The following is a 22,772-nucleotide window of genomic DNA, read 5'->3' on the forward strand; positions in this document are numbered from 1 at the left end:
CCCAAGATGTGGCGCACAACGCCGCCCAGGCAGCCGAAGCCGCGCGCACCGCTGACCAAGCCAGCCGTGAAGGGATGGATGTGATCGGTAAGACCACCTCAAGCATTGAGCTGCTGGCCAATGAAATGAACGTCGCCATGCAGGAAGTCGAAGGGCTGGCTGATAGTAGCGAGAAAATCGGTTCGGTACTCGAAGTGATCCGCTCGATTGCCGAGCAGACTAACCTGCTGGCCCTCAACGCAGCGATTGAAGCGGCGCGTGCCGGTGAAGCCGGACGCGGTTTTGCCGTAGTGGCCGATGAAGTGCGCAACCTGGCCAAGCGTACTCAGGATTCCGTCGAAGAAATCCGCCAGGTGATTGAAGGCCTGCAAAGCGGCACCAAGGAAGTGGTCAGCACCATGCACAGCAGCCATCGTCAGGCCCAGGGCAGCGTCGAGCAGGTCGAACAAGCGGTGGCCGTGCTGCAACGCATCAGTCAGGCCGTGAGTGTGATTACCGACATGAACCTGCAGATTGCTAGTGCTGCCGAAGAGCAAAGCTCGGTGGCTGAGGAAATCAACCGTAACGTCGCCTCGATCCGCGATGTCACGGAATCGATTTCCTCCCAGGCCGACGAGTCGGCAAAAATCAGCCAGGGTCTGAACAAACTGGCTAACCACCAGCAAAGCCTGATGGATCAGTTTCGCGTCTAGGCTTAAGGCGTGACCCGACCAGGCAGTGCTTGTGACGACTGCCTCCTTGTGACGCAGGCTAGCAATCGTTAGCCTGCGTTTTTCATTTATGACTGATTAAAAAGAGGTGCACGATGCTCAATATCGCCTTGGTGGCCGGCTCAGGTCGCACTAACAGCCAATCGGGCAAGGTTGCCCGCTTCTTGCGTCAGCGTCTGATTCAGCTGGGTTACACCGATGATGCGCAGAGCAGCGTCATTGACCTGGGCCTTGCGCCACTGCCGCTCTGGCCTGCCGAAGATGCTGGTCCGTGGGGGCTGTACAGCAAGCAGCTGGCAGCGGCTGACGCCGTGGTGATTATCTCGCCGGAGTGGAATGGCATGGCCTGCCCGGCCATCAAAAACTTCTTTATCTACGCCAGTAAGGCTGAGCTGGCGCATAAGCCTGGGCTGCTCGTAGGCGTCTCATCGGGTGTTGGCGGGGCCTACCCGATTAGCGAGTTGCGCGCCTCAAGCTATAAGAACTGCCGGCTCTGCTATCTGCCCGAGCACTTGATTGTGCGCGGTGTCGAGAAGGTATTAAACACCCCCGAACCTAGCAACGAAGACGATCAGCGGCTGCATGCGCGCATAGATTATGAGCTGGATATTTTGGCCCAGTACGCACATGCCCTGCGCCCAGTTCGCGCCAATATCGACATGAGCAACCCGGCCTTTGCCAACGGCATGTGAACCTTGCGTTGTGCGCACCTGATGAATTCAGGTGCGCTTCAACGGCAATGTGACACTGACGCGCAACCCACCCAACGGGCTCTGCGCCAGTTGCAATTGTCCGCCCCAGGCATCGACGATATCGCGCACGATGCCTAAGCCCAGGCCGTGCCCCGCCACCTGCTCGTCTAGGCGACTGCCGCGACTGAGCACCTCTTCACGCTGGGCGGCGTCAATGCCCGGTCCGTCATCATCAATGAGCAATTGATAACCGTGCTGATGCCGACTGATCTGCAACTGCACCTGGCGATCGGCCCACTTGCAGGCGTTATCCAGCAGGTTACCCAGCAGCTCCAGCAGGTCTTCACGGTCCCAGGGTAATCGCAGTTCGGGCTCGGCTTGCCAGCTGAGTTCCAGATGATGGCCGTGGATCATCGCCAGGGTCGCGAACAGCTCAGGCAACTCACTGGCACAGTCGAAGTGAGCCCCCGGCAATGCTTCACCCGCCAAGCGCGCACGGCCTAGCTCACGGCTAATACGCTGCTGAATGTGTTGCAGCTGGCCATTGAGGCTCTCGCGCAATTCCGGCAACTGTTTGAGTTCTTCACGGGCGGCCAGGCTGACCAGCACCGCCAAGGGCGTTTTCAACGCGTGCCCGAGGTTACCAAGGGCATTACGTGAACGTTTCAGGGTGTCTTCGGTGTGCGCCAGCAGGTGGTTGATCTGCGCCACCAGCGGCTCCAGCTCAAGCGGCACCTGCTGATCCAGCTGGCTACGCTGGCCTTGCTGCAGCTGCATGATCTGCCGGCGAGTCTGCTCCAACGGCCGCAACGCACGGCTGACAATCAAGCGTTGCAGCAACAGAATCAACAGCAAAGCGGCGACGCCCAACCCCAGGACAATTTTCTGCACGTGGCTGAAACTGTTGAGCATCGGGGTGTAGTCGCGCGCCACATGAATCATGATGTGCTGGCCATAGCGTTGATAGTCAGCGCGGTACACCAGCCATGCCTGCCCTTGCGGGCCGTCGGCTAGCTCGTCCTGCAAGCCTTCAACCTCAGCTGTGTGCAGCTCATGATCCCAGAGCGAACGTGAACGCCAGCTCTGCTCGGCAAGGTCGATGCGAAAATACAGGCCCGAGTACGGCCGCTTAAACGCTGCGCTCAGCCGACGCTCGTCCAGTTGAAGGCCGTTGGGGCCCCGCACAATCGCCCCCAGCAAGGTTTGCGTTTCATCCTGCAGGGTTGTCTGCAAATAGCTACGCAGGCTGCGGTCGAATAACCAGAGGCTACTTTGCGCCAGCAGCAGGCCGACAATCAGCAATACGCTGACCAGGCCTAGACTGAGTCGTCGCTGAATCGACCTCAAGCCGTATCCCATTAAAACGGTAGCCCTGGCCACGCCGGGTTTCGATGATCTCGCGCCCCAATTTGCGCCGTAGGTGGTTAACGTGCACCTCGATGACATTCGAGTCGCGCTCGCTTTCACCGTCGTACAAGTGGTCGGCCAGATGGCTCTTCGACAATAACTGCCCTGTATGCAGCATGAAGTAACGCAGCAAGCGGAACTCGGCAGCCGTCAGCTGGACCTCTTCACCATTACGTTTGACCGTTTGCCGGCCTTCATCCAGTTGTAACCCAGCAGCCTCCAGTTGCGGCTGATTGGCCAGGCCATGGGCCCGGCGCAGCAATGCCTGAATGCGCAGTTGCAGTTCTTCCGGGTGAAAGGGCTTGCTCAGGTAATCGTCCGCGCCGGCCTTCAGCCCCTCAATGCGCTCAGCCCAGGAGCCTCGTGCCGTGAGGATTAGCACCGGCGTGCTAAGGCCGCCTGAACGCCACTCCTGCAGCACCTGCAGCCCCGGTTTGCCGGGCAGGCCGAGATCAAGAATGATCAGATCATAAGGCTCAGTAGCGCCTTGGCAGGCCGCATCACGGCCATCGGCTAACCAGTCCACGGCGTAGCCCTGGCACGTCAGGCTGGCCAGCAGCTCATCGGCGAGGGGCACATGGTCTTCAACCAGCAATAAGCGCATTTAGTCTTCCACTTCGTCCTTGAGTACTTCACCGGTACTCGCACGTAATTCCAGTTCGCGCACAATACCTTGCCCAGTTACCAGCTCAACTTCGTAAACCAGTACCCCGTCCTCCTCCTCCAGCTCGACTTCAAGCAGAACGGCGCCAGGGTGACGCTGCAAAGCCATCTGCAACAGCTGTTCGAGGGGCATGATCAGCCCCTCGCGGCGTAGACGCAGTGCTTCGTCCTGGTCCAGATCACGCGCGCTGCTGCTGAGCGTGAACGTCAGCAGCAGACAGGCCAAGAGTGGGCGTACAAGCCAAGCAGTGATGTTCATCAATCGTCTCGTTGGTTCTTCAGCAATTGAGCGTTGGTAGCATCCAGCTCGACATCCCATTGAACGCCCTGGGCATCGCGCACTTCGACCTGGTAAATGTAGCGGCCGTACTCTTCTTCCAATTCAGTGTCTTCGGTTTTGCTACCCGGGTGCAGCGCCAATGCTGCTGCGTTGAGTTTTTCAAAGGGCAGAATAGTCCCCGCATCACGCAGTTTTAGGGCTTCATCCGGCCCCAAGTCGCGGGCGTGGGCCAGGCCGGCAGTCAGTGTCAGGGCAGCAGCGGTCAATATGGCAGTTAATGTATGCATATCCACGGTCCTTTTCACGTTGGCTTTGGGTGGCATTCAAATTACTGCAAATGACTTAACTCAAGCTGAATGTACCTAAGAGCGAACTCAACGACTGATTAATCCATAGCTGTACGCGTCATTCACGTGCTGAACGTGCTTGGCCTGGTATCTCAGCGCTTTATAATCGCCGCCCTGCGCGATGGAGGCCAGCATGAGTGCGATAGTAATCAAGTCCCCTGCCCTAACGATCAGAGCCGGCAAACGCGCCCTTGCGCGCATTCGTGAGCAGGGCTTGCAACCGGCGGATGTCGGTATTCTGCCCGGCGCAGCAGGCGGGCCCAAGGCCCTGGGTATTCAAGGGCTGGATCTGGCCTTGTTTGGTGATTGGCTGCAACGTGCGCCACGTGAGCGCTCGCTGATTGGGGCATCCATCGGTTCGTGGCGGTTCGCCAGCGCCTGCCTACCTGACCCAGCTGTCGGCTTACGCCGGCTCGGTGAGCTATACACCTCACAGCGCTTTGCCAAAGGCGTGAGCATGGCGCAGGTATCACACAGCTGTAGCCTAATGCTGGAGCAGCTGTTGGGCAGCGACGAGTCCAGCATCCTCAGCAACCCGCATTACCGGCTCAACATTGTTGTGGTGAAAAGCCATGGCCTGCTGCAGCACGATCACCGTGGCGCACTGAGCCTAGGTCTGTCTTCGGTGATTGGCAGTAACATGATGGGCCGAGCACGACTGGCTAAACACTTTGAACGAGTGATTCTGCACGACGCCCGCTTGGCTCCACCACTGGGCTTGCTCAACGATTTTCCGTCACGCTACCTGCAACTCGACAGCGGCAATCTACGTCACGCGCTGCTGGCCTCGGGCTCTATCCCGATGATCATGCAAGGGGTGCGTGACATACCGGGTGCCGGCCCCGGCACCTACCGTGATGGCGGGCTGCTCGATTACCACCTCGACCTGCCCTACAGCGGCGATGACATCGTGCTCTACCCCCATTTCACCGACAAAGTCATCCCCGGCTGGTTCGATAAAAGTATGCCCTGGCGGCGCGGTGATGGGGAGCGCCTTCAGGATGTGCTGTTACTCGCCCCCTCACGTGATTACCTGGCACGCCTGCCTCACGGGAAACTCCCAGACCGTAAGGATTTCAGCCGTTATCAGGGTGATGATGGCGGCCGTGAACGCTATTGGCGTAAAGCTATGAGCGAGAGCCAGCGGCTGGGCGATGAGTTTCTCGAGCTTGCCGAAAATGGTCGTCTTGGCGAGCGCCTTCAGCCGTTATAAATGATGCTGGCCGCATAAAAACCGAGGCCGCGCAGGCTGGAATATTCAGTCGGGATTCGTTACGGAACCGATAAAACTGTGATTTATCGGACAAATACGTGCATTTTTTGGCCAGGATGTGACTTCACAGTCAACTTCGTTCATCAACAGCTATGACTGGCAAGCGGAACCTATCGCTTGTCCTTGTGTATTTGGGATCACCTCGGAGAAACCGACCCCATGAACGCACCGCTGCGTTTTAACGAAGCCCTGCTGATTGCTGACCGCGCCTTTCAACCTTTCCAATGTGTGGCCTGGGCCCCGCAGGACGGTTCCGGCAATCTCAGCCTGACAGTCATTGACCGCACCAGCACTCGACTGCTCGGCCGCACTCAACTGTCGAGCAGTATCTACAGCGACCCCGTGCAGTTTGCCGACATGCTCAAACAGTCCCGCGAGCAGCTAAGCCAGCAAGGCTTCGCGCTAGAACCGTGGAGCATGCCGGAGTAATCCGCTGCTTCTTAAGGGCTCTAAGCTACCGTTAGGCCACGTCCTAATTAGAGCCCTCACGTGTGCACGGTTTAGCGAGCGCAAGGCCTCGTTAAACCGCGCGCATAGCTACCGTAGAACAGTTTTGTCGCACATTAACATTTGCGTTTATGCTCAGCCGACACGTCTTTCTACGGAGCCTTCCATGCTGCAATTGCGCCCTAACTGTGAATGCTGTGACCGTGATCTGCCGGCTGACTCAAGCGATGCCCTGATCTGTTCATTCGAGTGCACGTTTTGTCGTGATTGCGCCTTGTACACCCTTCAAGGTGTCTGCCCGAATTGCTCGGGAGAATTGCTGCAACGACCACGCCGACCGGCAGCCAAATTATTCAAACACCCCGCCTCCAGCGTGCGCGTCAATAAATCCTGAGTCCTAGCATTGCCAGATACAGCAGCTACTCTGAGCACACAGGAGGACGGCATGATGGACGATGACCAAGACAAACCGCTGACGTTAAGGGAAATGCTGCAGAGCGTATTAAGTGCGGCGCTCGGTGTGCAGAGTGGCAAGAACCGCAGTCGGGATTTTTCCCGAGGCAAGCCCAGTCACTTCATCATTCTCGGTGTGCTTTTCACGGTGATGTTTGTGTTGGTTATTTTCGCCGTGGTCAAACTCGTCTTGCACTTGGCGGGTGTCTGACTTACTGCAGCAAGGGTTTGATGGAGAAGCCGTAATCCCTGATCTGCGGCCGGTACACCGCGCTGAACTGACGAAAATCCAGCGTAGAGCCCGGCACCTTAAGCAGCTTTTGCAGGTGCGCGGCCTGTTTGACATCCAGCAGACTGAACAGCGGATCGACCCGATCCTTACCCCCACGCGCAGCAAAATCTAGCCCCGCATGGTAATCATGCAGCATCACCATGGCCCAGCCGCCGAGGGTGAAATGCCCGCTGGCCAATACACTGAGAGTGCCGTCTATACGCGCCTGCAGCACTTCATCCGAATTGTTCAGCGCTGCCAGGTAAATATCCTTGCCCGGTTGCTTACCCAACTCCCGCGCTGCCTGAATCACGCCAAACGCCATTTCGTCGTTGGCCGACCACACAAGCCGTACTTCTGGATAACGTGCCAGCACCAGCTGCGCCTGTTCGTAGGCGCGTTGGCGCTTCCACTCGCCCTGTAACACCTGCTGCAGTTTGATCTCAGGGTGCTCGCGTAAAGCGCGGCGCAGGCCGTCTTCACGCAGGGTGGCGGATGGCGTGAAGCGCACCCCTGCAAAGGCCAGCAGGCTAGCTGGCTGGCCTTCCAGCTTGCCGATCAAAGCCTTAGCCATCCAGTAACCGGCCTGCTCGTCATTAGGCACCAGGCTGCCTATCCAGTTACGGTACTGGCCACGCGAGCCGCCAATCATCTGCTGTTGTTCAAGCGTTAGGGTGCTGTGCAGGGAGAACAGCTTGATCGGGCTTTCCGCGAATAATCTGAGCAGTTGCGGCGCGGTATACATTTCATTGACGAACACTAGGTAATCCGGCTGCTTATCTCTGGCAAGCAGGCTGCGGGCGCTCTCAAGCAAGCGCTGCGAATCGCGCTCACCATAAATAACTTCCAGGTGCATGCCCAGATCATCCGCCGCAGCCTGCATAAATGCACTGTAACCAACCCAAAAAGGCTCGTCAGAAAACCCTGGGTTGAGGAACACCACCGACGCCGGAGCCTTGCTTTTAACATGTGCGTTTTCTGCAGCGGCCAGGACTAATTGGCTGAAGACCAATAAACATAAGGTGCCAATAACAGCCAAAGCGGACCTGAACACATTGATCATCCTAAAAACGGGTGCAGAGTATATCGGCAAAGCAGTAGCCATTAGCCATCCAGCCGACAAGCATCTTTAGCCACCAAGACGCCACGCCCGGCAATCGCTACAATCGCGGCCCCTTGTTACCTCTCGTTAACCGGTGATGTGTGTCCTCTCTGGAAATTATCGCTTCAGCCATTGGCATATGGGCCGTTTGGTTGACCGTGCGGCAAAATCGCTGGTGCTGGCCGCTAGGCTTGTTGATGGTGCTGATGTACACCTGGATTTTTTATGACGGAAAGCTCTACTCAAACATGCTCCTGCAGGGTGTGTATGCCGTGTTGCAAGGTTACGGCTGGTGGCTATGGACACGAGGCGGTAGCAGTCACAACGGGGTGCAGGTAAGCCGGCTAAGCCAAAACGGCATATTGGCGAGCCTAGCGGTCGGTGCAATCGGTTCACTTACCCTCGGTTACCTGATGGCCACGTTCACGGACGCCGCAGCCCCCTGGCAGGATGCAGCCCTCAGCGCGTTTAGCCTGGTGGCTCAAGTATGGATGGCACAGAAACGCGTGGAATGCTGGCCCCTGTGGATCGCTCTGGACTTGCTGTTTGTCGCTCTATTTATGCAGCAGGGTCTTTACCCAACGGCAGCGCTGTATGGGGTATTTACCCTGCTAGCACTCAACGGTTGGCTAACCTGGCGACGTGACCGCGCCCTGGCTTGCGCATGAAGGTGCTGGTACTCACTGGGCCAGAATCCAGCGGTAAAAGCTGGCTAGCTGAAGAAATTCAGATGAATTTTGGTGGGCAACTGGTTGGCGAATATGTGCGCTATTTTATCGAGCGCGAGCAGCGCGACACCTGTTACGCCGACATTACGACCATTGCGCAAGGGCAATTGGCCTGGGAAGACCAGGCCAGAGCTGCGCGCCCCGAGCTGCTGATTCTCGACACCCACTTATTGAGTAATCTGCTCTGGAGCCAGGCCCTTTTTGGCGACTGCCCTTCTTGGATCGAACACGCCTTGCTCGAGCGCGATTACCACCTTCATTTGCTGCTCGACCCAGTCGATGCACCTTGGGTCGATGATGGCCAGCGCTGCCAGCCGGAGTTGGCTCAGCGGCTGGCGTTCTATCAACAGTGTGAGGGGTGGTTACAGCGACATCAGCAACCCATGCAGTGCATTCAGGGCAACTGGACGCAGCGACGTGAACAGACCCTAAAGACGGTGGAGCACTGGCTCAATTCAACGCAGCAACACACTGCCCCAGGCCAGTAGCAGGCTCAGGCAGACGACAATCGTCAAAGGCCTGCGCAAACTGGGGTACCACTGCGGAGCCAGGCCCAGTTTGACCGCTCGCAAATCCGCAACGTACAAACCGCCGAACGCCAGCAAACATAACGGCAAGGCCAAACTGGTTGGCATGCCGCCAGTAATCGCCAGCCAACCCAACAAGGGCGGCACTACTGAAAGCCCCAGCTGTACTTGCGCTTGCTCGTTCGTATCCTCTGCACGCATGGCCAAGCCCCAGTGAATCGCCCCCATGAAAGCCAGAATCACCGCGGCATAATCCAGCAACGCCGCCAGCACCACCGGCCGCCAGCCTTCTGGGGTAATCCAAATACCCAAAGCCCCGCTTACAAAAGGCACTAACCCGGTATAGCCGAGCAGCAGTGCCAATTTCGGCGGGTGCGCCGCGTCAAATGGATGCATGACTCACTCCTGTCTATTAATCCTGAATAAACCGTACTTTAAGGCCTAGTTCAGGGGCAATAGAAGGAGATTCAGTTATTAGTTCTGTAATGGCTGCTTGCCATACGTGGCTGCAATTGGCATAAGGCGAACAAATAAAAAAGCCACAAGGACGTACTCATGCACATCCTCCGCCGTACCCTGTATGCGCTTCTACTATTAATAGCGGTGGGTTTGCTGGTTGCGCTGTATTTCATTGCCAACCCTAACCTGCCGGTCTATCAGCAACCCACGAAACTGCACTACCTTGATCAATGGTCCGCAGAACAGCGTCAGACCTACTACTACACACCTCAGGGTACTCAGGTGAAAGGCCTGCGCTATGACTGGTTCAGCGCTCTGGAGCTGCCGTTCAGTAGTAGTAAGTTCGCTACACCGGATTATCTTGCGCGTTTTGGCTTCCTCATCGATCCGGCCCAACAGCCCACGCAACTGAACCCTGGCAATCTGCCAGTTGGCTTTGCTCGGCATGCCGACGCCGAGACTGGCGAGCACTTTTTGGACATCAGCTGTGCCGCATGCCACACCGGCGAGCTGCGCTATAAGAGCCAGGCCGTGCGTATTGACGGCGGCGCCGCGCTGCATTCCCTGGCATCCACCGTACCCACGTTACGCGGCGGCAGCTTTGGCCAGGCGCTCGGCATGAGCATGGCATTCACCTATTACAACCCGCTGAAATTCCGCCGCTTCGCCAAACAGATACTCGGCGATGAGTACGACAGCCACAAAGCGCAGCTGCGCCGCGACTTCAAGGTGGTGCTCGACCATCTGCTCGGCACGGCTTTCAATGACTGGCACCGCGGTCTTTACCCAACCGAGGAAGGCTTTGGTCGTACTGATGCTTTCGGCCGTATTGCCAACAGCGTTTTTGGTGATGCCATCGACCCGAGTAACTACCGAGTCGCCGATGCACCGGTGAGCTACCCGCAGGTCTGGGATATCTGGAAATTCGACTGGGTGCAGTGGAACGGCTCAGCCATGCAGCCCATGGCCCGCAACGTTGGCGAAGCCCTAGGAGTCGGCGCAACCTTGCGTTTGCTCAATACCGACGGCCACCCAGTTGCCGAAGCTGAGCGCTACGCCTCCAGCGTTCGCTTGCGCGACCTCTTCACCTTGGAAGAAACCCTCAAGCAACTGCAACCACCAACCTGGCCGGAAGAGGTGTTTGGCAAGGTCGATCGGCCGCTGGCCAGCCGTGGCCGCGCGCTGTTTACCGAGAACTGCGCTTACTGCCACGCCCCAGACCCTAAAAACCCCGAGAACAGTTTTGCCCCCTCGCGTAACCCGGAATGGCGTATGCGCGTGGTACCGACCTCCATTGTCGGCACCGACCCAACCGCTGCGGACAACATCGCCGACCACCGTTTCGACATCAGCAAACTGGGCTGGACCAAAACCGAGCTGAGCGAGCTGGATGTACGCCTGTTTGGTGCAACGCTGGACGACATCGACATGCGCAGCATCTCAAGTGCCAAGGCCTTGGCCTATGTCACCGCCTACGTGGAAAACCGCGCCTACCAAGACGCCGGCATTTCCGAGCGCGAACGCTGGCGCATGGATGGTTTCGGCCTGCCGATTGGCGTCCAGGAAAAGCGCGGCTACAAGGCGCGCCCGCTGGATGGCATCTGGGCCACCCCGCCGTTCCTGCATAACGGTTCGGTGCCGACCCTATTCCAACTGCTGTCGCCCGTTTCGGAGCGGCAAACCCAGTTCTGGGTGGGCAACTTCGAATTCAACCCCAAACAGATTGGCTACCAGAGCGAGAAATTCACCGGCGGCTTCCACTTCGATACCCAGGTCACCGGCAACAGCAATCGCGGCCATGAATTCCGCGCTGGCTGCCGTGAAGACGGCGTGATCGGCCGTGCCCTGCAACCGGAAGAACGCTGGGCGCTGATCGAGTACCTCAAGGTCCTGGGCAACCCTGCGCTGGAACAGCAGCTGCAGCCTGTTGCAGCCAAAGAATGGACACCAGGCCCGTCTTGCCAGAACTGAACTGCACGCTGCCTGTGATTGCACACTGAGAATAATTAAAAGGAATTGACTGCATGTTTAAACGACTTTGGCTCTGGCTCGGCCGCGTACTTGGCAAGTTGCTGATGCTTGTACTGGCCATCGGTATCGGCGGCTGGGCCATCAGTGCGGCCTATTACGGCTGGAAGTTCTCCGGCCCGGTCTCCACTGCAGAGCAGATCCCTACCGATGAAGCCGTGTTGACCCAGAGCATCATCGAAGATGCCATCCGCGTGGTTGAGCAGCACCGCGACAATACCCGCGTACTGCGCGATGCCCACGCCAAAGCCCATGGTTGTATGAAGGCCGAAGTCACCGTCAGCGCCGATCTCGATAGCAGCCTGCAACGCGGCGTGCTCAGTGAGCCCGGCAAAACCTGGCAGGCCTGGATGCGCCTGTCCAATGGCAATGCCTACCCGCAATTCGACCGGGCCCGTGATGCGCGAGGGATGGCGATCAAGCTGCTGGATGTACCCGGTGAAAAACTCAGCAAAAGCCCACAACACGCCAGCGAGCAGGACTTCGTGATGTTCAATCACCCGGCCTTTTTCGTGCGCGATGTAGCCGAGTACAAAAGCAATTTCGCCGCCCAAGCTGACGGCCAAAAGGTCTTGGCTTTCTTCCCCAGCTGGAATCCCAGCACCTGGGAAATCCGCCACCTGATCATTGCCTTGAAGACCCTGTCCCCTGCCCCGGAAACGCCGGTGGCGACCACCTACAACTCCATCGCCCCGTTCAAGCTGGGTGAACACAACATCAAGTATCGGATCATTCCTCAACCTGGAGCTTGCCCGGACTATCAGTTGCCTGAACAGAACCAAGACCTGCCAAACTTCCTGCGCAATGCGCTTTACCAGCAGTTGTCGCTGGACCGTGTACCCGCCTGCTTTGCCCTGCAAGTACAGCGGCAGAACGCTGAGTACTACATGCCCATCGAAGACCCCAGCGTGGAGTGGAGCGAAGCTATATCGCCGTTCGAAACCGTCGCTAGCATCAAGGTGCCCGCGCAGGATTTTGATAGCCGCGAGCAGAACCTGTTCTGCGACAACCTGTCGTTTAACCCCTGGCATGCGCTGCCCGAGCACCGCCCAATTGGCGGCATCAACCGTCTCAGAAAGGCCGTTTACGAGGCTGTCAGCATCTATCGACTCGACCGCAATCAGCCCTAAAAACACACAGCAGATTCCACGGCACTCGGTTAACAGCGCTTGAGCTGATAATATTCGCGCCTTGCTAAGCGCGTGGTTAACCGCGCACACCTGAGAGAAATACCGTGGAATTGTTCAAAGAGTTTATGTTCGAGGCCGCGCACCGCCTGCCTCACGTCCCTGAAGGGCACAAGTGCGGTCGCCTGCATGGCCACTCGTTCAAGGTCGCGGTGTATATCGAAGGTGAGGTTGACCCTTATACCGGCTGGATTCGCGATTTCTCCGAGATCAAGGCGATCTTCAAGCCACTCTATGAGCAACTCGATCACAATTACCTGAATGATATTGCTGGCCTGGAAAACCCGACCAGTGAAGTGCTGGCTAAGTGGATCTGGCAACAACTCAAACCACTGCTGCCCGAGCTATCACGCATTCGTATCCATGAAACCTGCACCAGCGGCTGCGAATACCGCGGCGACTAATCGCCCAGCGCCTAGTTGCTTACACTAGGCAGCGCCCCTGCGCTCAGCCAACCTAATAGCTAACCGATCACCGAGTTGGCGCACTGCCCTCAAGCGTTACGCTGAGGGCAGTGCACAGCGGGTAACGCGCCTAGAGGCCGAAGCCAGCTAAGGCTGACAAGAACTGCGCCTCGTCCATGACCCGCAGCCCCAACTCGCTGGCTTTGGCCAATTTTGAGCCCGCACCTGGGCCAGCCACCACACAGCTGGTCTTGGCCGACACCGAACCCGCCACCTTCGCCCCTAGGCTCTCCAGCTTTTCCTTGGCGACATCACGGCTCATCACTTCCAAACTGCCGGTCAACACCCAGGTCTGCCCGGCCAGCGGTAGGCCTGCGATAACTTTCTTCTCACTGTGCCAGTGCATGCCAAAGGCTTTTAGCTGAGTCTCAATGGCGCGCGCGCGCTCGGCATTGGCTTCGTTATCAAAAAACTCACGCACGGCCTTGGCTTGTTTCTCGGGTAGGGTTTGCCGCATGTCTAGCCAATCAGCCGCCAAGATAGCCTCCAGGCTGGCGAACTTGTCTGCCAGTTTTTGCGCACCGCCAGGCCCCACCGACGGGATATTCAGCTTATCGAGCATCGCCGCTAACGTGACGCTGGCGCTGAACTCAGCACTCAGCTCGCCCTGCTCCTGCAATTGTAGGCCGCACTCATCACGACTCAGCAAGGCTGCAATCACCTGCTGGTTATGGCTGTCAGCAAAGAAGCTATGAATCTCATGCGCCACCTCCAGACCGATATCCGGCAGGTAGGTCAGCACCTCGGGCAAGGCTTGCTGGACACGCTCCAGTGAGGCCAGAGCACGGGCCAGCACCTTAGCGGTCTCCTCACCCACGTCAGGAATCCCCAGGGCATAGATAAAGCGCGCCAGAGTCGGCTGCTTGCTGTCGGCAATGGCCTGCAGCAGCTTGTTGCTGGAAACCTCGGCAAAGCCTTCCAGGTTGATGATCTGCTCGTATTTCAGCTTGTACAGATCGGCCGGCGAGGCAATCAGTTGCTCATCCACCAATTGCTCGATGGTCTTGTCGCCCAGGCCTTCAATGTCCATGGCGCGCCGCGAAACAAAGTGAATGATCGCCTGCTTGAGCTGGGCGCCACAGGCCAGGCGACCGACGCAGCGGTACACCGAGCCTTCGCTAAAGGTTTCCTTGCCCTTGCTGCGTTTGACCAACTGGGTGCGCTCAACGTGAGAGCCACACACCGGGCAGCTTTCAGGTATCTGCACGGGTTTGGCGTTGTCCGGGCGCCGCTCAAGCACCACCTGCACCACCTGCGGGATCACATCACCGGCGCGGCGGATAATGACCATGTCGCCGATCATCACCCCCAGGCGCGCCACTTCATCCATATTGTGCAGCGTGGCATTGGACACCGTGACACCGGCTACTTTCACCGGCTTCAAGCGCGCCACCGGGGTGACTGCGCCGGTGCGGCCGACCTGAAACTCCACGTCCAGCAGCTCGGTCAGCTCTTCCAGCGCCGGAAACTTGTGGGCGATTGCCCAGCGCGGCTCGCGGGCACGAAACCCCAGCTCGCGCTGATAGGCCAAGCTATTGACCTTGAACACCACTCCGTCAATTTCATACGCCAATGAATCACGCCGTTCACCGATATCGCGGTAGTACGCCAGGCATTCCTCTGCGCCTTTGGCCAGCTTCAATTCTCGGCTGATCGGCATGCCCCATTGCTTCAAGGCCTCAAGAATGCCGATATGCGTCTGCGGCAACTCACCCTGTACCTGGCCGATGCCATAGCAACAGAACTCCAAAGGCCGGCTGGCGGTGATTTTTGAGTCCAACTGACGCAAGCTGCCTGCGGCCGCATTACGCGGATTAGCGAATGTCTTGGCGCCCTGCTCCAGCTGCCTGGCGTTAAGCGCAGCAAAACCGGCCTTGGACATAAAGACTTCGCCACGCACTTCAAGAACCGCTGGCCAGCCTGCGCCTTGCAGCTTTAAGGGCACATTGCGAATGGTGCGCACGTTGACGCTGATGTCCTCACCTGTGCTGCCATCACCCCGCGTCGCGCCGCGCACCAACACCCCCTCGCGGTACAACAGGCTGACGGCCAGGCCATCGAGCTTAGGTTCGCAGCTGTACTCAACTTCGGCACAACCGCCGAATAAATCGCCCGCCGGCAAATCAAGCCCCTCACGCACCCGACGATCGAAGTCCAACAGGTCTGTTTCAGCAAACGCATTGCCCAGGCTGAGCATCGGCACTTCATGCTTGATTTCGCCAAAGGCAGAAAGCGCCAAACTGCCAACACGCTGAGTCGGCGAATCTGCTGTGACCAGGGCCGGATGCTCAGCCTCCAGGGCTTTCAGTTCATGGAACAGGCGGTCATATTCGGCGTCTGGAATACTCGGTTCATCGAGTACGTGATAACGGTAGTTATGCCCATCCAGTTCAGCTCGCAGTTGCAGAATGCGCTGGGCGGCAATAGAGGCGACGGTCATTGCGGTGTGCTCTCAAACGAAAAGAGCAGCCTTGGCTGCTCTTTCTACTTCACAGGTTAATTCAGCGTTTGTTGGTCAGCAGCTTACGTTCATATTCAACAATGCGCTGACGGTAGTGCTCGATAGTTTGCGCCGTCATAACGCTGCGTTGATCATCCTTCAACTCACCGTTGAGTTCATGGGCCAGCTTGCGCGCGGACGCCACCATCACATCAAACGCCTGCTTAGGGTGGCGTGGGCCCGGTAGACCGAGGAAGAAGCTCACCGCACGGGTACTGAACCCTTCAATATCATCCAGATCAAACGTGCCGGGCTTCAATGCATTGGCCATGGAGAACAAGACTTCGCCATTACCGGCCATGCTCTCATGGCGATGGAAAATATCCATTTCGCCAAAACGCAGGCCACTTTCGAGAATATTCTGTAATAACGCCGGGCCTTTGAAGCCATCGTCTTCACGGGCGATCACATGGATCACCAAGACTTCTTCAACAGGCGGCAACTCTTTGGTGTTTTGTTTGCCCTGGCCAGAATGCTTAGCTGAATCGCCATCTACTGGATTGAGCAGGGTCGGTACAGGCTCCTCCTGGCCCAAGTTAAGATCGCCCTGCTGCGGCTCGCCGGTGCGACGGTTCAATTCACGGGCACTTAGCGACGGCAAGTCTTCTTCGTCGAAACCAGGTTCATGGCTGCGATCAACAACTCGCGGCTGACTGAGCAAATCAGGGTCGCTGTCATCATCCGGCAGGTTGGCAAAACTGCGGTCAAGTTTGAACTTGAGTTTACCCTTGCCACCGCGCATTCGCCGCCAGCCATCAAACAAGATGCCGGCAATCACAATAATGCCGATGACAATCAGCCACTCGCGCAGACCGAATTCCATGAAATACCTTAACCCCTAATAATAATGTGATGAAAAAGGCCATCCAGGGCCATTTTGCTAATTCTTTTACGTGACGCCAAGCCCATGTTCTGACAGGCCTTTCCGTGCCTTTCGCAGATAGGCCTAATAACAATGCGCATTAAGCTAGCACGACGAAAGATAACTTTACACCGCCTCGCGCATCAGGACTCCACCAGCGCCAGCGCTTCTTCTACATCGACCGCCACCAGACGCGAACAACCCGGCTCATGCATGGTCACACCCATCAACTGATCAGCCATTTCCATAGCGATTTTATTGTGGGTGATATAGATAAACTGCACGGTTTCTGACATTTCTTTAACCAATCGTGCATAACGCCCTACGTTGGCGTCATCCAATGGCGCATCGACTTCATCGAGCATGCAAAAAGGTGCTGGATTGAGCTTAAAGATGGCAAATACCAGTGCCAATGCAGTCAGTGCCTTCTCACCACCAGACAACAAGTGAATGGTGCTGTTCTTCTTGCCCGGCGGCCGCGCCATGATGGTTACACCGGTATCCAGTAAATCTTCGCCCGTCAGTTCCAGATAAGCATTGCCGCCCCCGAAAACTTTCGGGAACAGCGCCTGCAGGCCGCCATTTATCTGGTCGAAGGTTTCCTTGAAGCGGTTACGGGTTTCCTTGTCGATCTTGCGTATGACGTTTTCCAGCGTTTCCAGCGCTTCTACCAGATCAGCGTTTTGCGCATCGAGGTAACGTTTGCGTTCAGACTGCTGCTGGTATTCATCGATTGCCGCCAAGTTAATCGGCCCAAGACGTTGAATTCGCGCAGCGAGCCGCTCCAGCTCATCCTCCCAGTCGTTCTCGCTGGCCTCTGCCGGCAAACTGGCGAGCACGCCATGCAGGTCGTAATTATCTTCCAGCAATTGGTCCTGCAGGGCTTTGCGCCTTACGGTCAGCGATTGCCAATCCATGCGCTGCTGCTCCAACTGACCACGCAACAACTGCGACTGCTGCTCGGCCTGGGTGCGGCGCTTTTCCGCGTCACGCAGTTCACGGTCGGCATCTTCTAGAGCCAGGCGCGCCAGTTTGAGTTCGTCTTCAACCGTCATGCGCTTATCGAGCTGTTCTTCCAGCTTCATGCGCAGTTCTTCCAGCGGCGCTTCGCCCTCCTCCAGATTCAGGTTGAGCTGCTCGCGTTTCTCGTGCAAACGCTCGGCCTGCAGTTCAAGACGCTCCAGGGCCTGGCGGGTGGAATCATGCTGGGCTTTTAGCGAACCCAGGCGCACGGCCAACTGGTGAGCGTGGTCCTTGTACTGGCGGGCCTCCTGACGAACACGATCGAGGCTTTCGCGCAAGATGTCGCGGCTTGCCAGCAGGCTTTCGCGCTGCTCGTTATCAATGGCCATGGCATCCAGCGCATCCTGAAGGTGCAGGCGTGACTCACCCAGCTGCTCATGCTCGATTGCACGCTGCTCGGCCAGCTCCAGCAGCTCGCTGTCCAAACGACTGCGGCGCAGAACCAGTTGCTCGACCTTGGTTTGCCCGGCAGACAGTTGGGCCTTTAGCTCGCCAAGGCGGCGTGCTTGCTCCTGTGCTTGACGGCGCTGCTGCTCGCGCTGTTCTTCCTGGCTGCGTTGGCCCTCACGCAACTGCAACAAGCGCTCATCAAGCACCGCCAGTGCGGCTTCACGCTCATCACGCTCCAAGATCAAACGTTCGATCTCTTGGCCGCGGGCCAACACACCACTTTCGGCTTCACTGGCACGGCGCACCCGCAGGAAATGCCGACCAACCCAATAACCATTACGGCTGATCAGGCTTTCGCCTTCAGCCAGACTCAAGCGCGCGGCCAATGCATCATCCAGGCTCTGCACGGGTTTAACCTTGCCCAGCCAAGGCGCCAGGTCAACGCTGGCTTCAACCTTGTCTAGTAAACTGCCCGCTACCCGCACGCCGCCCTTGCTCGGGCTGGCTAGGCGCAGATCGCCCTGGGTCAGGCCGGCAAAGTCCAGGCCCTGGAAATCATCCAGCAGCACGGCCTGCAGATCGGCACCCAGCACGGTTTCCACCGCCAGCTCCCAGCCTGCCTCAACCCGTAAGCCCTCAGCCAGTCGCGGACGCTCGCTCAGGTGCTGTTCGCGCAGCCATTCGCTGGTGCCTTTACCCGGATCAAGCGCAGCTTGCTGCAGCGCTTCCAACGAGGCCAGGCGGCCATTCAGGCGCTGAAGTTCACCTTGTGCTTGCTGCTGAGCCTGGCCGCTGTGCTGCAGGTCATTGCGCAGCTGCTGCAAACGTTCAGCGTGCTGCTCTTCTTCAATCTGCAGGTCTTCCAGGCTGATCTCGCCGGCGGCGATCTGCTCGCCCAGTTCGATAATCGCGGCATCTTCCGGGTCGGCCGCCAATTGCTGCAGTTCATCGGTGAGACGCCGCTGACGCTCAGCCAGGCGCTCCAGGCTCTGCTCCAGCTGGGCGATACGTGACTGCTGCACCTCGGCCTGACGCCGGGGTTCGGCGCTGCGCTGGTTGAAGCCGTCCCACTGCTCCTGCCACCCCTGCATGGCCGTCTCGGAGGCTTCGAGCATGGCCGCGGATTCTTCAGAAGCCGCGGTGCTCAGTTCCTGCTCGGGCAGCAGCATTTCCAGCTCTTCGGCGAGCGTTGCCAGCAAGGTGCGGTCATGCCCCAAATGCGATTCGGTTTCCAGGCGCGAACGCTCGGCTTCGTTGAGGTCGTCCTGCAACTGACGCAACCGTTGCTGGCCGTGCTGGATACTTTGCTCAATGCGGGCGATATCGCCGCCAACCGAATAAAAACGCCCCTGCACTAGGTTAAAACGCTCGCTCAGCTCGTGGTGGCCATCGCGCAAGCGCTCAATGCTGGCGTCGGCGTTGCGCTGCTCGGCCACCAGCGCTTCAAAGCTGATTTCCTGGTTGCTGATCACCGCCTCGCGGCTACCCACCTGTTCATTCAGAGCCTGCCAACGCAAGGCCGTGAGCTGGGCTTTGAGCTGACGCTCCTCGGCCTTGTACTCCTGATACTTCTCAGCTGACTGGGCCTGGCGATGCAGGCGGTCGAGCTGGCGCTCCAGTTCTTCTCGCAGGTCGGTCAGGCGTGCCAGGTTTTCATGGGTGCGGCGGATGCGGTTCTCGGTCTCGCGGCGACGCTCCTTGTACTTGGAGATGCCGGCGGCCTCTTCGATAAAGTTGCGCAGGTCTTCCGGCTTGGCTTCGATCAGTTTGCTGATCATGCCCTGCTCGATAATCGAGTAGCTGCGCGGGCCCAGGCCGGTGCCGAGGAAGATGTCGGTAATGTCGCGACGACGGCACTTGGTGCCGTTGAGGAAATAGGTGTTCTGGCTGTCGCGCGTGACCCGACGACGGATGGAAATTTCGTTATAGCCGGCGTATTCGCCAGTCAAGGTGCCATCGGAATTGTCGAAGATCAGCTCGATGGAAGCCTGGGTCACGGGTTTACGGGTATTTGAGCCATTGAAGATGACGTCGGTCATCGACTCGCCACGCAGGTTCTTCGCCGAGCTTTCGCCCATCACCCAGCGTACAGCGTCGATAATGTTCGATTTGCCACAACCATTGGGCCCGACCACTGCCGCCATATTGCTGGGGAAGGTCACGGTGGTTGGATCAACGAAGGATTTAAACCCGCGAGCTTGATGCACTTGAGCCGCATGAAGCGCTTCCCTTAGGCCTCGGCCAGTGCAGCCAGCACCAGCTGGCAATTGTGCTCACCGTAACCCAGCAATACCTGCCGAATAGCGTGATGATCACGCGCAATAATCGCCTGCAACAGGGCCGCAAAGGTAATGAGGAACTGGCCCATTTCCCCTTTGCGCCGCTCCAGCGCCAGGTGGTAGGTGCGGCTGATGGCGGGTAGCAGGTTCTCCACGGTTTCCTGCAGATAGGGATTATTGGAGAACGGGAAGGCGGCACGCATGATGTCGAAGCTGCTTTCGACAAAGCCGTTGATGTCCTCGCGCTGCAAGCTGTCCTGCAAGCGCTGCTGAATCACCAGGAAGGGCGCAAGGTCCGCTTCCACCTGCCAGCTATCCGCCACGGCCTTGCCCAGCAGGATGTACAGCTCCATCACCAGGGCATACAGGCTTTTAACGTTGTGCGGGGTCAGCTCAGCCACTTGGGCACCGCGGCGCGGCGGGATCACGATCAGATGACGACGCTCAAGAATCAACAGGGCTTCACGCACCGACCCACGGCTGACGTTTAGCGCCTGGGTGACTTTCTGTTCCTGAATCCGCTCACGTGCCTTTAGCTCACCACGAATTATGCGCTCAGCAAGGTGATGGGCAATCTGCTCAGCGAGGCTATCCGGTGCCTTGAACGTCATGATGATCCTTAGGCTCTATCTGGCCTAATCAGGGGCAAACGAGGGTGACATAAAGCGGCTTGAGCCCTTGCCAGACGTGGCTTGAGCGTTGCAGCGCAGGGCGCGAGTGTAACACAGGGCGTTACCGTGCAAAGGCTGCCTGAATAGGCCTTTCAGCGCATAAAAGCGCTATTAAAATAGCCACCAGCATTAATTGTCCTACAATCGAACAATGGAAGTAATCCACAATAAAAAATAGGTAACCACCATGTTCGAACGCCTGCCCTCCAACTGGATGCTGACGATAAAAAGCATCGGCTATTGGTTCTGGTTGATCCCTGTATTGGGCATCCCCATGAGTTACCACGCGTCATTGCGCAGCGAGTACAGCAACGCCTGGCCTTGGCTTGTGCTGCTGGTGGTATTCGGGTTATTCCAGTGCTGGATTTCATTATTGGGCGCGATCCGGCCAATCCCGATGAAACCGTACAAGTGCCGCAGATGGAACAGCAGGGCTACTACCGCCTGCTGAGTCTGGCCGCGGTGCCTGCCCTACTCGGCATGCTTGCCTGGGCCGGCTGGGTGTTCGTTAACCATGAAACATGGAACTGGATCGGCCAACTGGGCTGGGTGCTGTCGGTCGGCACGGTCACCGGTTCAATTGGCATCACCGTGGCCCATGAGTTGATTCATAAGGATCCGCCATTGGAACAAAATTCCGGCGGCTTGTTGCTGGCCGCCGTTTGCTACGGTGGCTTCAAAATCGAGCATGTACGCGGCCATCACGTGCATGTCTCCACCCCGGAAGATGCCAGTTCCTCACGCTATGGCCAAAGCCTCTACGCGTTTTTACCGCGCGCCTATGTGCACAACTTTTTGAATGCCTGGAAACTTGAGGCCGAACGCCTGAAGCGCAAAGGTTTGCCCGCCCTGCATTGGCGTAATGAGTTGATTGGCTGGTATGCACTGAGCGCGTTATTTCTGCTCGGTTTCACCCTGGCACTCGGCTGGCTCGGCGCGCTGTTCTTTATCGCGCAATCGCTGGTCGCCTTTACCCTGCTGGAAATCGTCAACTACGTGGAGCATTACGGTTTGCACCGGCGCAAGCTGGACAATGGCCGTTATGAGCGCACCAACCCAACGCATTCATGGAACAGTAATTTCCTACTGACCAACCTGTTTCTCTTCCATTTACAGCGCCACTCCGATCATCACGCCTATGCCAAACGTCGCTATCAGGTATTGCGCCACTTCGCCGACAGCCCGCAATTGCCTAACGGCTATGCCGGAATGATCGTTCTGGCGCTATTTCCGCCGCTGTGGCGCGCGGTAATGGATCCGCGCGTGCGGGCTTACTACGCGGGAGAGGAATATCAGCTGAACGACTCACAACTGACGCGCTCCTGAGCGCTGCGGCTGGAGCAATAAGGGCGGGCTTAAAAAGATGAGCTGATTGCTTCGCGGCCCGGCACTGGCTAAACGCCGGGCCGGGCCAGAAGAGACAGGCGGCGAGTCAGCGCTGCGAGGCAATCGCCTTCTCGACAGCGGCCAGCAGCGCCGGATCATCCGGCGTGGTACTGCTGGGGAAGCTGGCGACGACCTTGCCCTGAGCATCGACTACATATTTGGAGAAATTCCAGCGTGGAGCCTGGCTTTGTGCGGCCAGTTCTTTAAACAGCGGCACCGCAGCACTGCCGGTGACAGACTGGGTTTCGCTCATCGGAAATGTCACGCCGTAATTGACGTAGCAGACCTTAGCCGTCTCTTCGCTGCTGTCGGCCTCTTGGCGAAAATCATCGGAGGGCACACCGAGCACCTGCAAGCCTTGTTCTTTGTAACGCTGATACAGCGCTTCAAGGCCTTTAAACTGTGGCGTAAAGCCACAGAAACTAGCGGTATTGACCACCAACAGTGGCTTGCCAGCGAACGTGGCACAGAGGTCTATGCGCTCCTGACTGCGCAATTTCTGCAGGTCGCCCTGTAATAACGCCGGACATTCAGCCGCCTGCGCTGCGCCCATCCAAGTGCTTAACATGAGCAGAATAACCAGGGAATAACGCCGCATTAGGATCACCTTGATTGAATAGACA

19 protein-coding genes and 4 pseudogenes are annotated in these 22,772 nt (G+C 57.7%); 12 read left to right on the top strand and 11 right to left on the bottom strand.

Annotated elements, in window-relative coordinates; all coding sequences use genetic code 11:
- Positions 1 to 179 precede the first annotated feature (179 nt).
- A pseudogene (locus ACEPAJ_RS11115) lies at positions 180 to 692 on the top strand (methyl-accepting chemotaxis protein); the annotation flags it as partial.
- Between the two features lie 113 nt (positions 693 to 805).
- The gene (locus ACEPAJ_RS11120) at positions 806 to 1,402 is read left to right on the top strand and encodes an NADPH-dependent FMN reductase (protein ID WP_425914875.1); all 597 of its coding nucleotides are present in this window, start codon (positions 806 to 808) and stop codon (positions 1,400 to 1,402) included.
- 27 nt (positions 1,403 to 1,429) lie between these two features.
- Here the strand turns inward: ACEPAJ_RS11120 and ACEPAJ_RS11125 are convergent, their stop codons facing one another.
- From ACEPAJ_RS11125 to ACEPAJ_RS11140, 4 genes and pseudogenes are all read right to left on the bottom strand, one after another.
- Positions 1,430 to 2,749, bottom strand: a complete 1,320-nt coding sequence (locus tag ACEPAJ_RS11125; protein WP_425914876.1) for a sensor histidine kinase — start codon at positions 2,747 to 2,749, stop codon at positions 1,430 to 1,432.
- Positions 2,750 to 2,753: 4 nt separating this feature from the next.
- Positions 2,754 to 3,413 (bottom strand): annotated as a pseudogene (locus ACEPAJ_RS11130) (response regulator transcription factor); the annotation flags it as partial.
- Positions 3,414 to 3,731, bottom strand: coding sequence for a PepSY domain-containing protein (locus tag ACEPAJ_RS11135; RefSeq protein ID WP_425914877.1), 318 nt, complete (start codon positions 3,729 to 3,731; stop codon positions 3,414 to 3,416).
- A complete protein-coding gene (locus ACEPAJ_RS11140; RefSeq protein WP_425914878.1) occupies positions 3,731 to 4,039 on the bottom strand; it encodes a PepSY domain-containing protein in 309 nt (102 codons plus the stop codon). Before ACEPAJ_RS11140 ends, ACEPAJ_RS11135 begins: the two co-directional genes overlap by 1 nt.
- A gap of 193 nt (positions 4,040 to 4,232) precedes the next feature.
- Here ACEPAJ_RS11140 and ACEPAJ_RS11145 point away from each other — a divergent pair, with 193 nt between their 5' ends.
- The 4 genes from ACEPAJ_RS11145 to ACEPAJ_RS11160 all read left to right on the top strand — a co-directional run bounded on the left by ACEPAJ_RS11145 (position 4,233) and on the right by ACEPAJ_RS11160 (position 6,483).
- Positions 4,233 to 5,312, top strand: coding sequence for a patatin-like phospholipase family protein (locus ACEPAJ_RS11145; protein ID WP_425914879.1), 1,080 nt, complete (start codon positions 4,233 to 4,235; stop codon positions 5,310 to 5,312).
- Positions 5,313 to 5,531: 219 nt separating this feature from the next.
- Positions 5,532 to 5,801, top strand: coding sequence for a hypothetical protein (locus tag ACEPAJ_RS11150; RefSeq protein WP_274088719.1), 270 nt, complete (start codon positions 5,532 to 5,534; stop codon positions 5,799 to 5,801).
- A 184-nt stretch (positions 5,802 to 5,985) separates the two neighbouring features.
- Complete coding sequence (locus tag ACEPAJ_RS11155; RefSeq protein ID WP_425914880.1) at positions 5,986 to 6,213, top strand: DUF1272 domain-containing protein; 228 nt, start codon at positions 5,986 to 5,988, stop codon at positions 6,211 to 6,213.
- Between the two features lie 54 nt (positions 6,214 to 6,267).
- Complete coding sequence (locus ACEPAJ_RS11160; RefSeq protein WP_425918011.1) at positions 6,268 to 6,483, top strand: DUF2970 domain-containing protein; 216 nt, start codon at positions 6,268 to 6,270, stop codon at positions 6,481 to 6,483.
- Between the two features lies 1 nt (position 6,484).
- On the opposite strand, the gene ACEPAJ_RS11165 is transcribed toward ACEPAJ_RS11160, so the two are convergent.
- Positions 6,485 to 7,597, bottom strand: coding sequence for an ABC transporter substrate-binding protein (locus ACEPAJ_RS11165; protein ID WP_425914881.1), 1,113 nt, complete (start codon positions 7,595 to 7,597; stop codon positions 6,485 to 6,487).
- A 149-nt stretch (positions 7,598 to 7,746) separates the two neighbouring features.
- On the opposite strand from ACEPAJ_RS11165, the gene pnuC reads away from it, so the two are divergent.
- Both pnuC and ACEPAJ_RS11175 read left to right on the top strand, forming a co-directional pair.
- Positions 7,747 to 8,313: a nicotinamide riboside transporter PnuC gene (gene pnuC / locus ACEPAJ_RS11170; RefSeq protein WP_425914882.1), complete on the top strand. Its 567-nt coding sequence runs from the start codon at positions 7,747 to 7,749 to the stop codon at positions 8,311 to 8,313.
- On the top strand, positions 8,310 to 8,861 hold the full coding sequence (locus tag ACEPAJ_RS11175; RefSeq protein ID WP_425914883.1) for an AAA family ATPase: 552 nt from the start codon (positions 8,310 to 8,312) through the stop codon (positions 8,859 to 8,861). Before pnuC ends, ACEPAJ_RS11175 begins: the two co-directional genes overlap by 4 nt.
- On the opposite strand, the gene ACEPAJ_RS11180 is transcribed toward ACEPAJ_RS11175, so the two are convergent.
- Entirely contained in the window at positions 8,829 to 9,296 is a 468-nt protein-coding gene (locus ACEPAJ_RS11180) for a DUF3429 domain-containing protein (RefSeq protein ID WP_425914884.1), read from the bottom strand. The genes ACEPAJ_RS11175 and ACEPAJ_RS11180 overlap by 33 nt on opposite strands.
- 159 nt (positions 9,297 to 9,455) lie before the next feature.
- Here ACEPAJ_RS11180 and ACEPAJ_RS11185 point away from each other — a divergent pair, with 159 nt between their 5' ends.
- The 3 genes from ACEPAJ_RS11185 (at position 9,456) to queD (ending at position 12,978) form a co-directional block, all read left to right on the top strand.
- Positions 9,456 to 11,330: a di-heme-cytochrome C peroxidase gene (locus ACEPAJ_RS11185; RefSeq protein WP_425914885.1), complete on the top strand. Its 1,875-nt coding sequence runs from the start codon at positions 9,456 to 9,458 to the stop codon at positions 11,328 to 11,330.
- 53 nt (positions 11,331 to 11,383) lie between these two features.
- Positions 11,384 to 12,517 carry a catalase family protein gene (locus tag ACEPAJ_RS11190; protein ID WP_425914886.1) on the top strand — a complete coding sequence of 378 codons (1,134 nt, stop codon included), beginning with the start codon at positions 11,384 to 11,386 and terminating at the stop codon, positions 12,515 to 12,517.
- A gap of 104 nt (positions 12,518 to 12,621) precedes the next feature.
- Positions 12,622 to 12,978 carry a 6-carboxytetrahydropterin synthase QueD gene (queD, locus tag ACEPAJ_RS11195; RefSeq protein ID WP_425914887.1) on the top strand — a complete coding sequence of 119 codons (357 nt, stop codon included), beginning with the start codon at positions 12,622 to 12,624 and terminating at the stop codon, positions 12,976 to 12,978.
- 130 nt (positions 12,979 to 13,108) lie between these two features.
- Here queD and ligA read toward each other — a convergent pair whose 3' ends face one another.
- The 4 genes and pseudogenes from ligA to ACEPAJ_RS11215 all read right to left on the bottom strand — a co-directional run bounded on the left by ligA (position 13,109) and on the right by ACEPAJ_RS11215 (position 20,703).
- Entirely contained in the window at positions 13,109 to 15,478 is a 2,370-nt protein-coding gene (gene ligA / locus ACEPAJ_RS11200; protein WP_425914888.1) for an NAD-dependent DNA ligase LigA, read from the bottom strand.
- Positions 15,479 to 15,539: 61 nt separating this feature from the next.
- The gene (gene zipA, locus ACEPAJ_RS11205; RefSeq protein WP_425914889.1) at positions 15,540 to 16,361 is read right to left on the bottom strand and encodes a cell division protein ZipA; all 822 of its coding nucleotides are present in this window, start codon (positions 16,359 to 16,361) and stop codon (positions 15,540 to 15,542) included.
- A 182-nt stretch (positions 16,362 to 16,543) separates the two neighbouring features.
- Positions 16,544 to 20,031 (bottom strand): annotated as a pseudogene (smc, locus tag ACEPAJ_RS11210) (chromosome segregation protein SMC).
- A 12-nt stretch (positions 20,032 to 20,043) separates the two neighbouring features.
- The gene (locus ACEPAJ_RS11215; RefSeq protein WP_425914890.1) at positions 20,044 to 20,703 is read right to left on the bottom strand and encodes a GntR family transcriptional regulator; all 660 of its coding nucleotides are present in this window, start codon (positions 20,701 to 20,703) and stop codon (positions 20,044 to 20,046) included.
- 247 nt (positions 20,704 to 20,950) lie between these two features.
- Here ACEPAJ_RS11215 and ACEPAJ_RS11220 point away from each other — a divergent pair.
- Positions 20,951 to 22,089 (top strand): annotated as a pseudogene (locus ACEPAJ_RS11220) (alkane 1-monooxygenase).
- A gap of 106 nt (positions 22,090 to 22,195) precedes the next feature.
- On the opposite strand, the gene ACEPAJ_RS11225 reads toward ACEPAJ_RS11220, so the two are convergent.
- A complete protein-coding gene (locus tag ACEPAJ_RS11225) occupies positions 22,196 to 22,747 on the bottom strand; it encodes a glutathione peroxidase (RefSeq protein ID WP_425914891.1) in 552 nt (183 codons plus the stop codon).
- Positions 22,748 to 22,772: the final 25 nt, after the last annotated feature.

The organism is Pseudomonas sp. GWSMS-1 (assembly GCF_049847425.1).
Taxonomy (GTDB): Bacteria; Pseudomonadota; Gammaproteobacteria; order Pseudomonadales; family Pseudomonadaceae; genus Aquipseudomonas.

Coding starts and splice junctions, on each gene's coding strand:
- ACEPAJ_RS11175 (WP_425914883.1), top strand. CDS start 8,310: ATGAAGGTGCTGGTACTCACTGGGCCAGAATCCAGCGGTAAAAGCTGG.
- ligA (WP_425914888.1), bottom strand. CDS start 15,478: ATGACCGTCGCCTCTATTGCCGCCCAGCGCATTCTGCAACTGCGAGCT.
- ACEPAJ_RS11120 (WP_425914875.1), top strand. CDS start 806: ATGCTCAATATCGCCTTGGTGGCCGGCTCAGGTCGCACTAACAGCCAA.
- ACEPAJ_RS11155 (WP_425914880.1), top strand. CDS start 5,986: ATGCTGCAATTGCGCCCTAACTGTGAATGCTGTGACCGTGATCTGCCG.
- ACEPAJ_RS11150 (WP_274088719.1), top strand. CDS start 5,532: ATGAACGCACCGCTGCGTTTTAACGAAGCCCTGCTGATTGCTGACCGC.
- ACEPAJ_RS11140 (WP_425914878.1), bottom strand. CDS start 4,039: ATGCATACATTAACTGCCATATTGACCGCTGCTGCCCTGACACTGACT.
- zipA (WP_425914889.1), bottom strand. CDS start 16,361: ATGGAATTCGGTCTGCGCGAGTGGCTGATTGTCATCGGCATTATTGTG.
- ACEPAJ_RS11160 (WP_425918011.1), top strand. CDS start 6,268: ATGGACGATGACCAAGACAAACCGCTGACGTTAAGGGAAATGCTGCAG.
- ACEPAJ_RS11225 (WP_425914891.1), bottom strand. CDS start 22,747: ATGCGGCGTTATTCCCTGGTTATTCTGCTCATGTTAAGCACTTGGATG.
- ACEPAJ_RS11215 (WP_425914890.1), bottom strand. CDS start 20,703: ATGACGTTCAAGGCACCGGATAGCCTCGCTGAGCAGATTGCCCATCAC.
- ACEPAJ_RS11180 (WP_425914884.1), bottom strand. CDS start 9,296: ATGCATCCATTTGACGCGGCGCACCCGCCGAAATTGGCACTGCTGCTC.
- ACEPAJ_RS11135 (WP_425914877.1), bottom strand. CDS start 3,731: ATGAACATCACTGCTTGGCTTGTACGCCCACTCTTGGCCTGTCTGCTG.
- ACEPAJ_RS11185 (WP_425914885.1), top strand. CDS start 9,456: ATGCACATCCTCCGCCGTACCCTGTATGCGCTTCTACTATTAATAGCG.
- ACEPAJ_RS11190 (WP_425914886.1), top strand. CDS start 11,384: ATGTTTAAACGACTTTGGCTCTGGCTCGGCCGCGTACTTGGCAAGTTG.
- ACEPAJ_RS11145 (WP_425914879.1), top strand. CDS start 4,233: ATGAGTGCGATAGTAATCAAGTCCCCTGCCCTAACGATCAGAGCCGGC.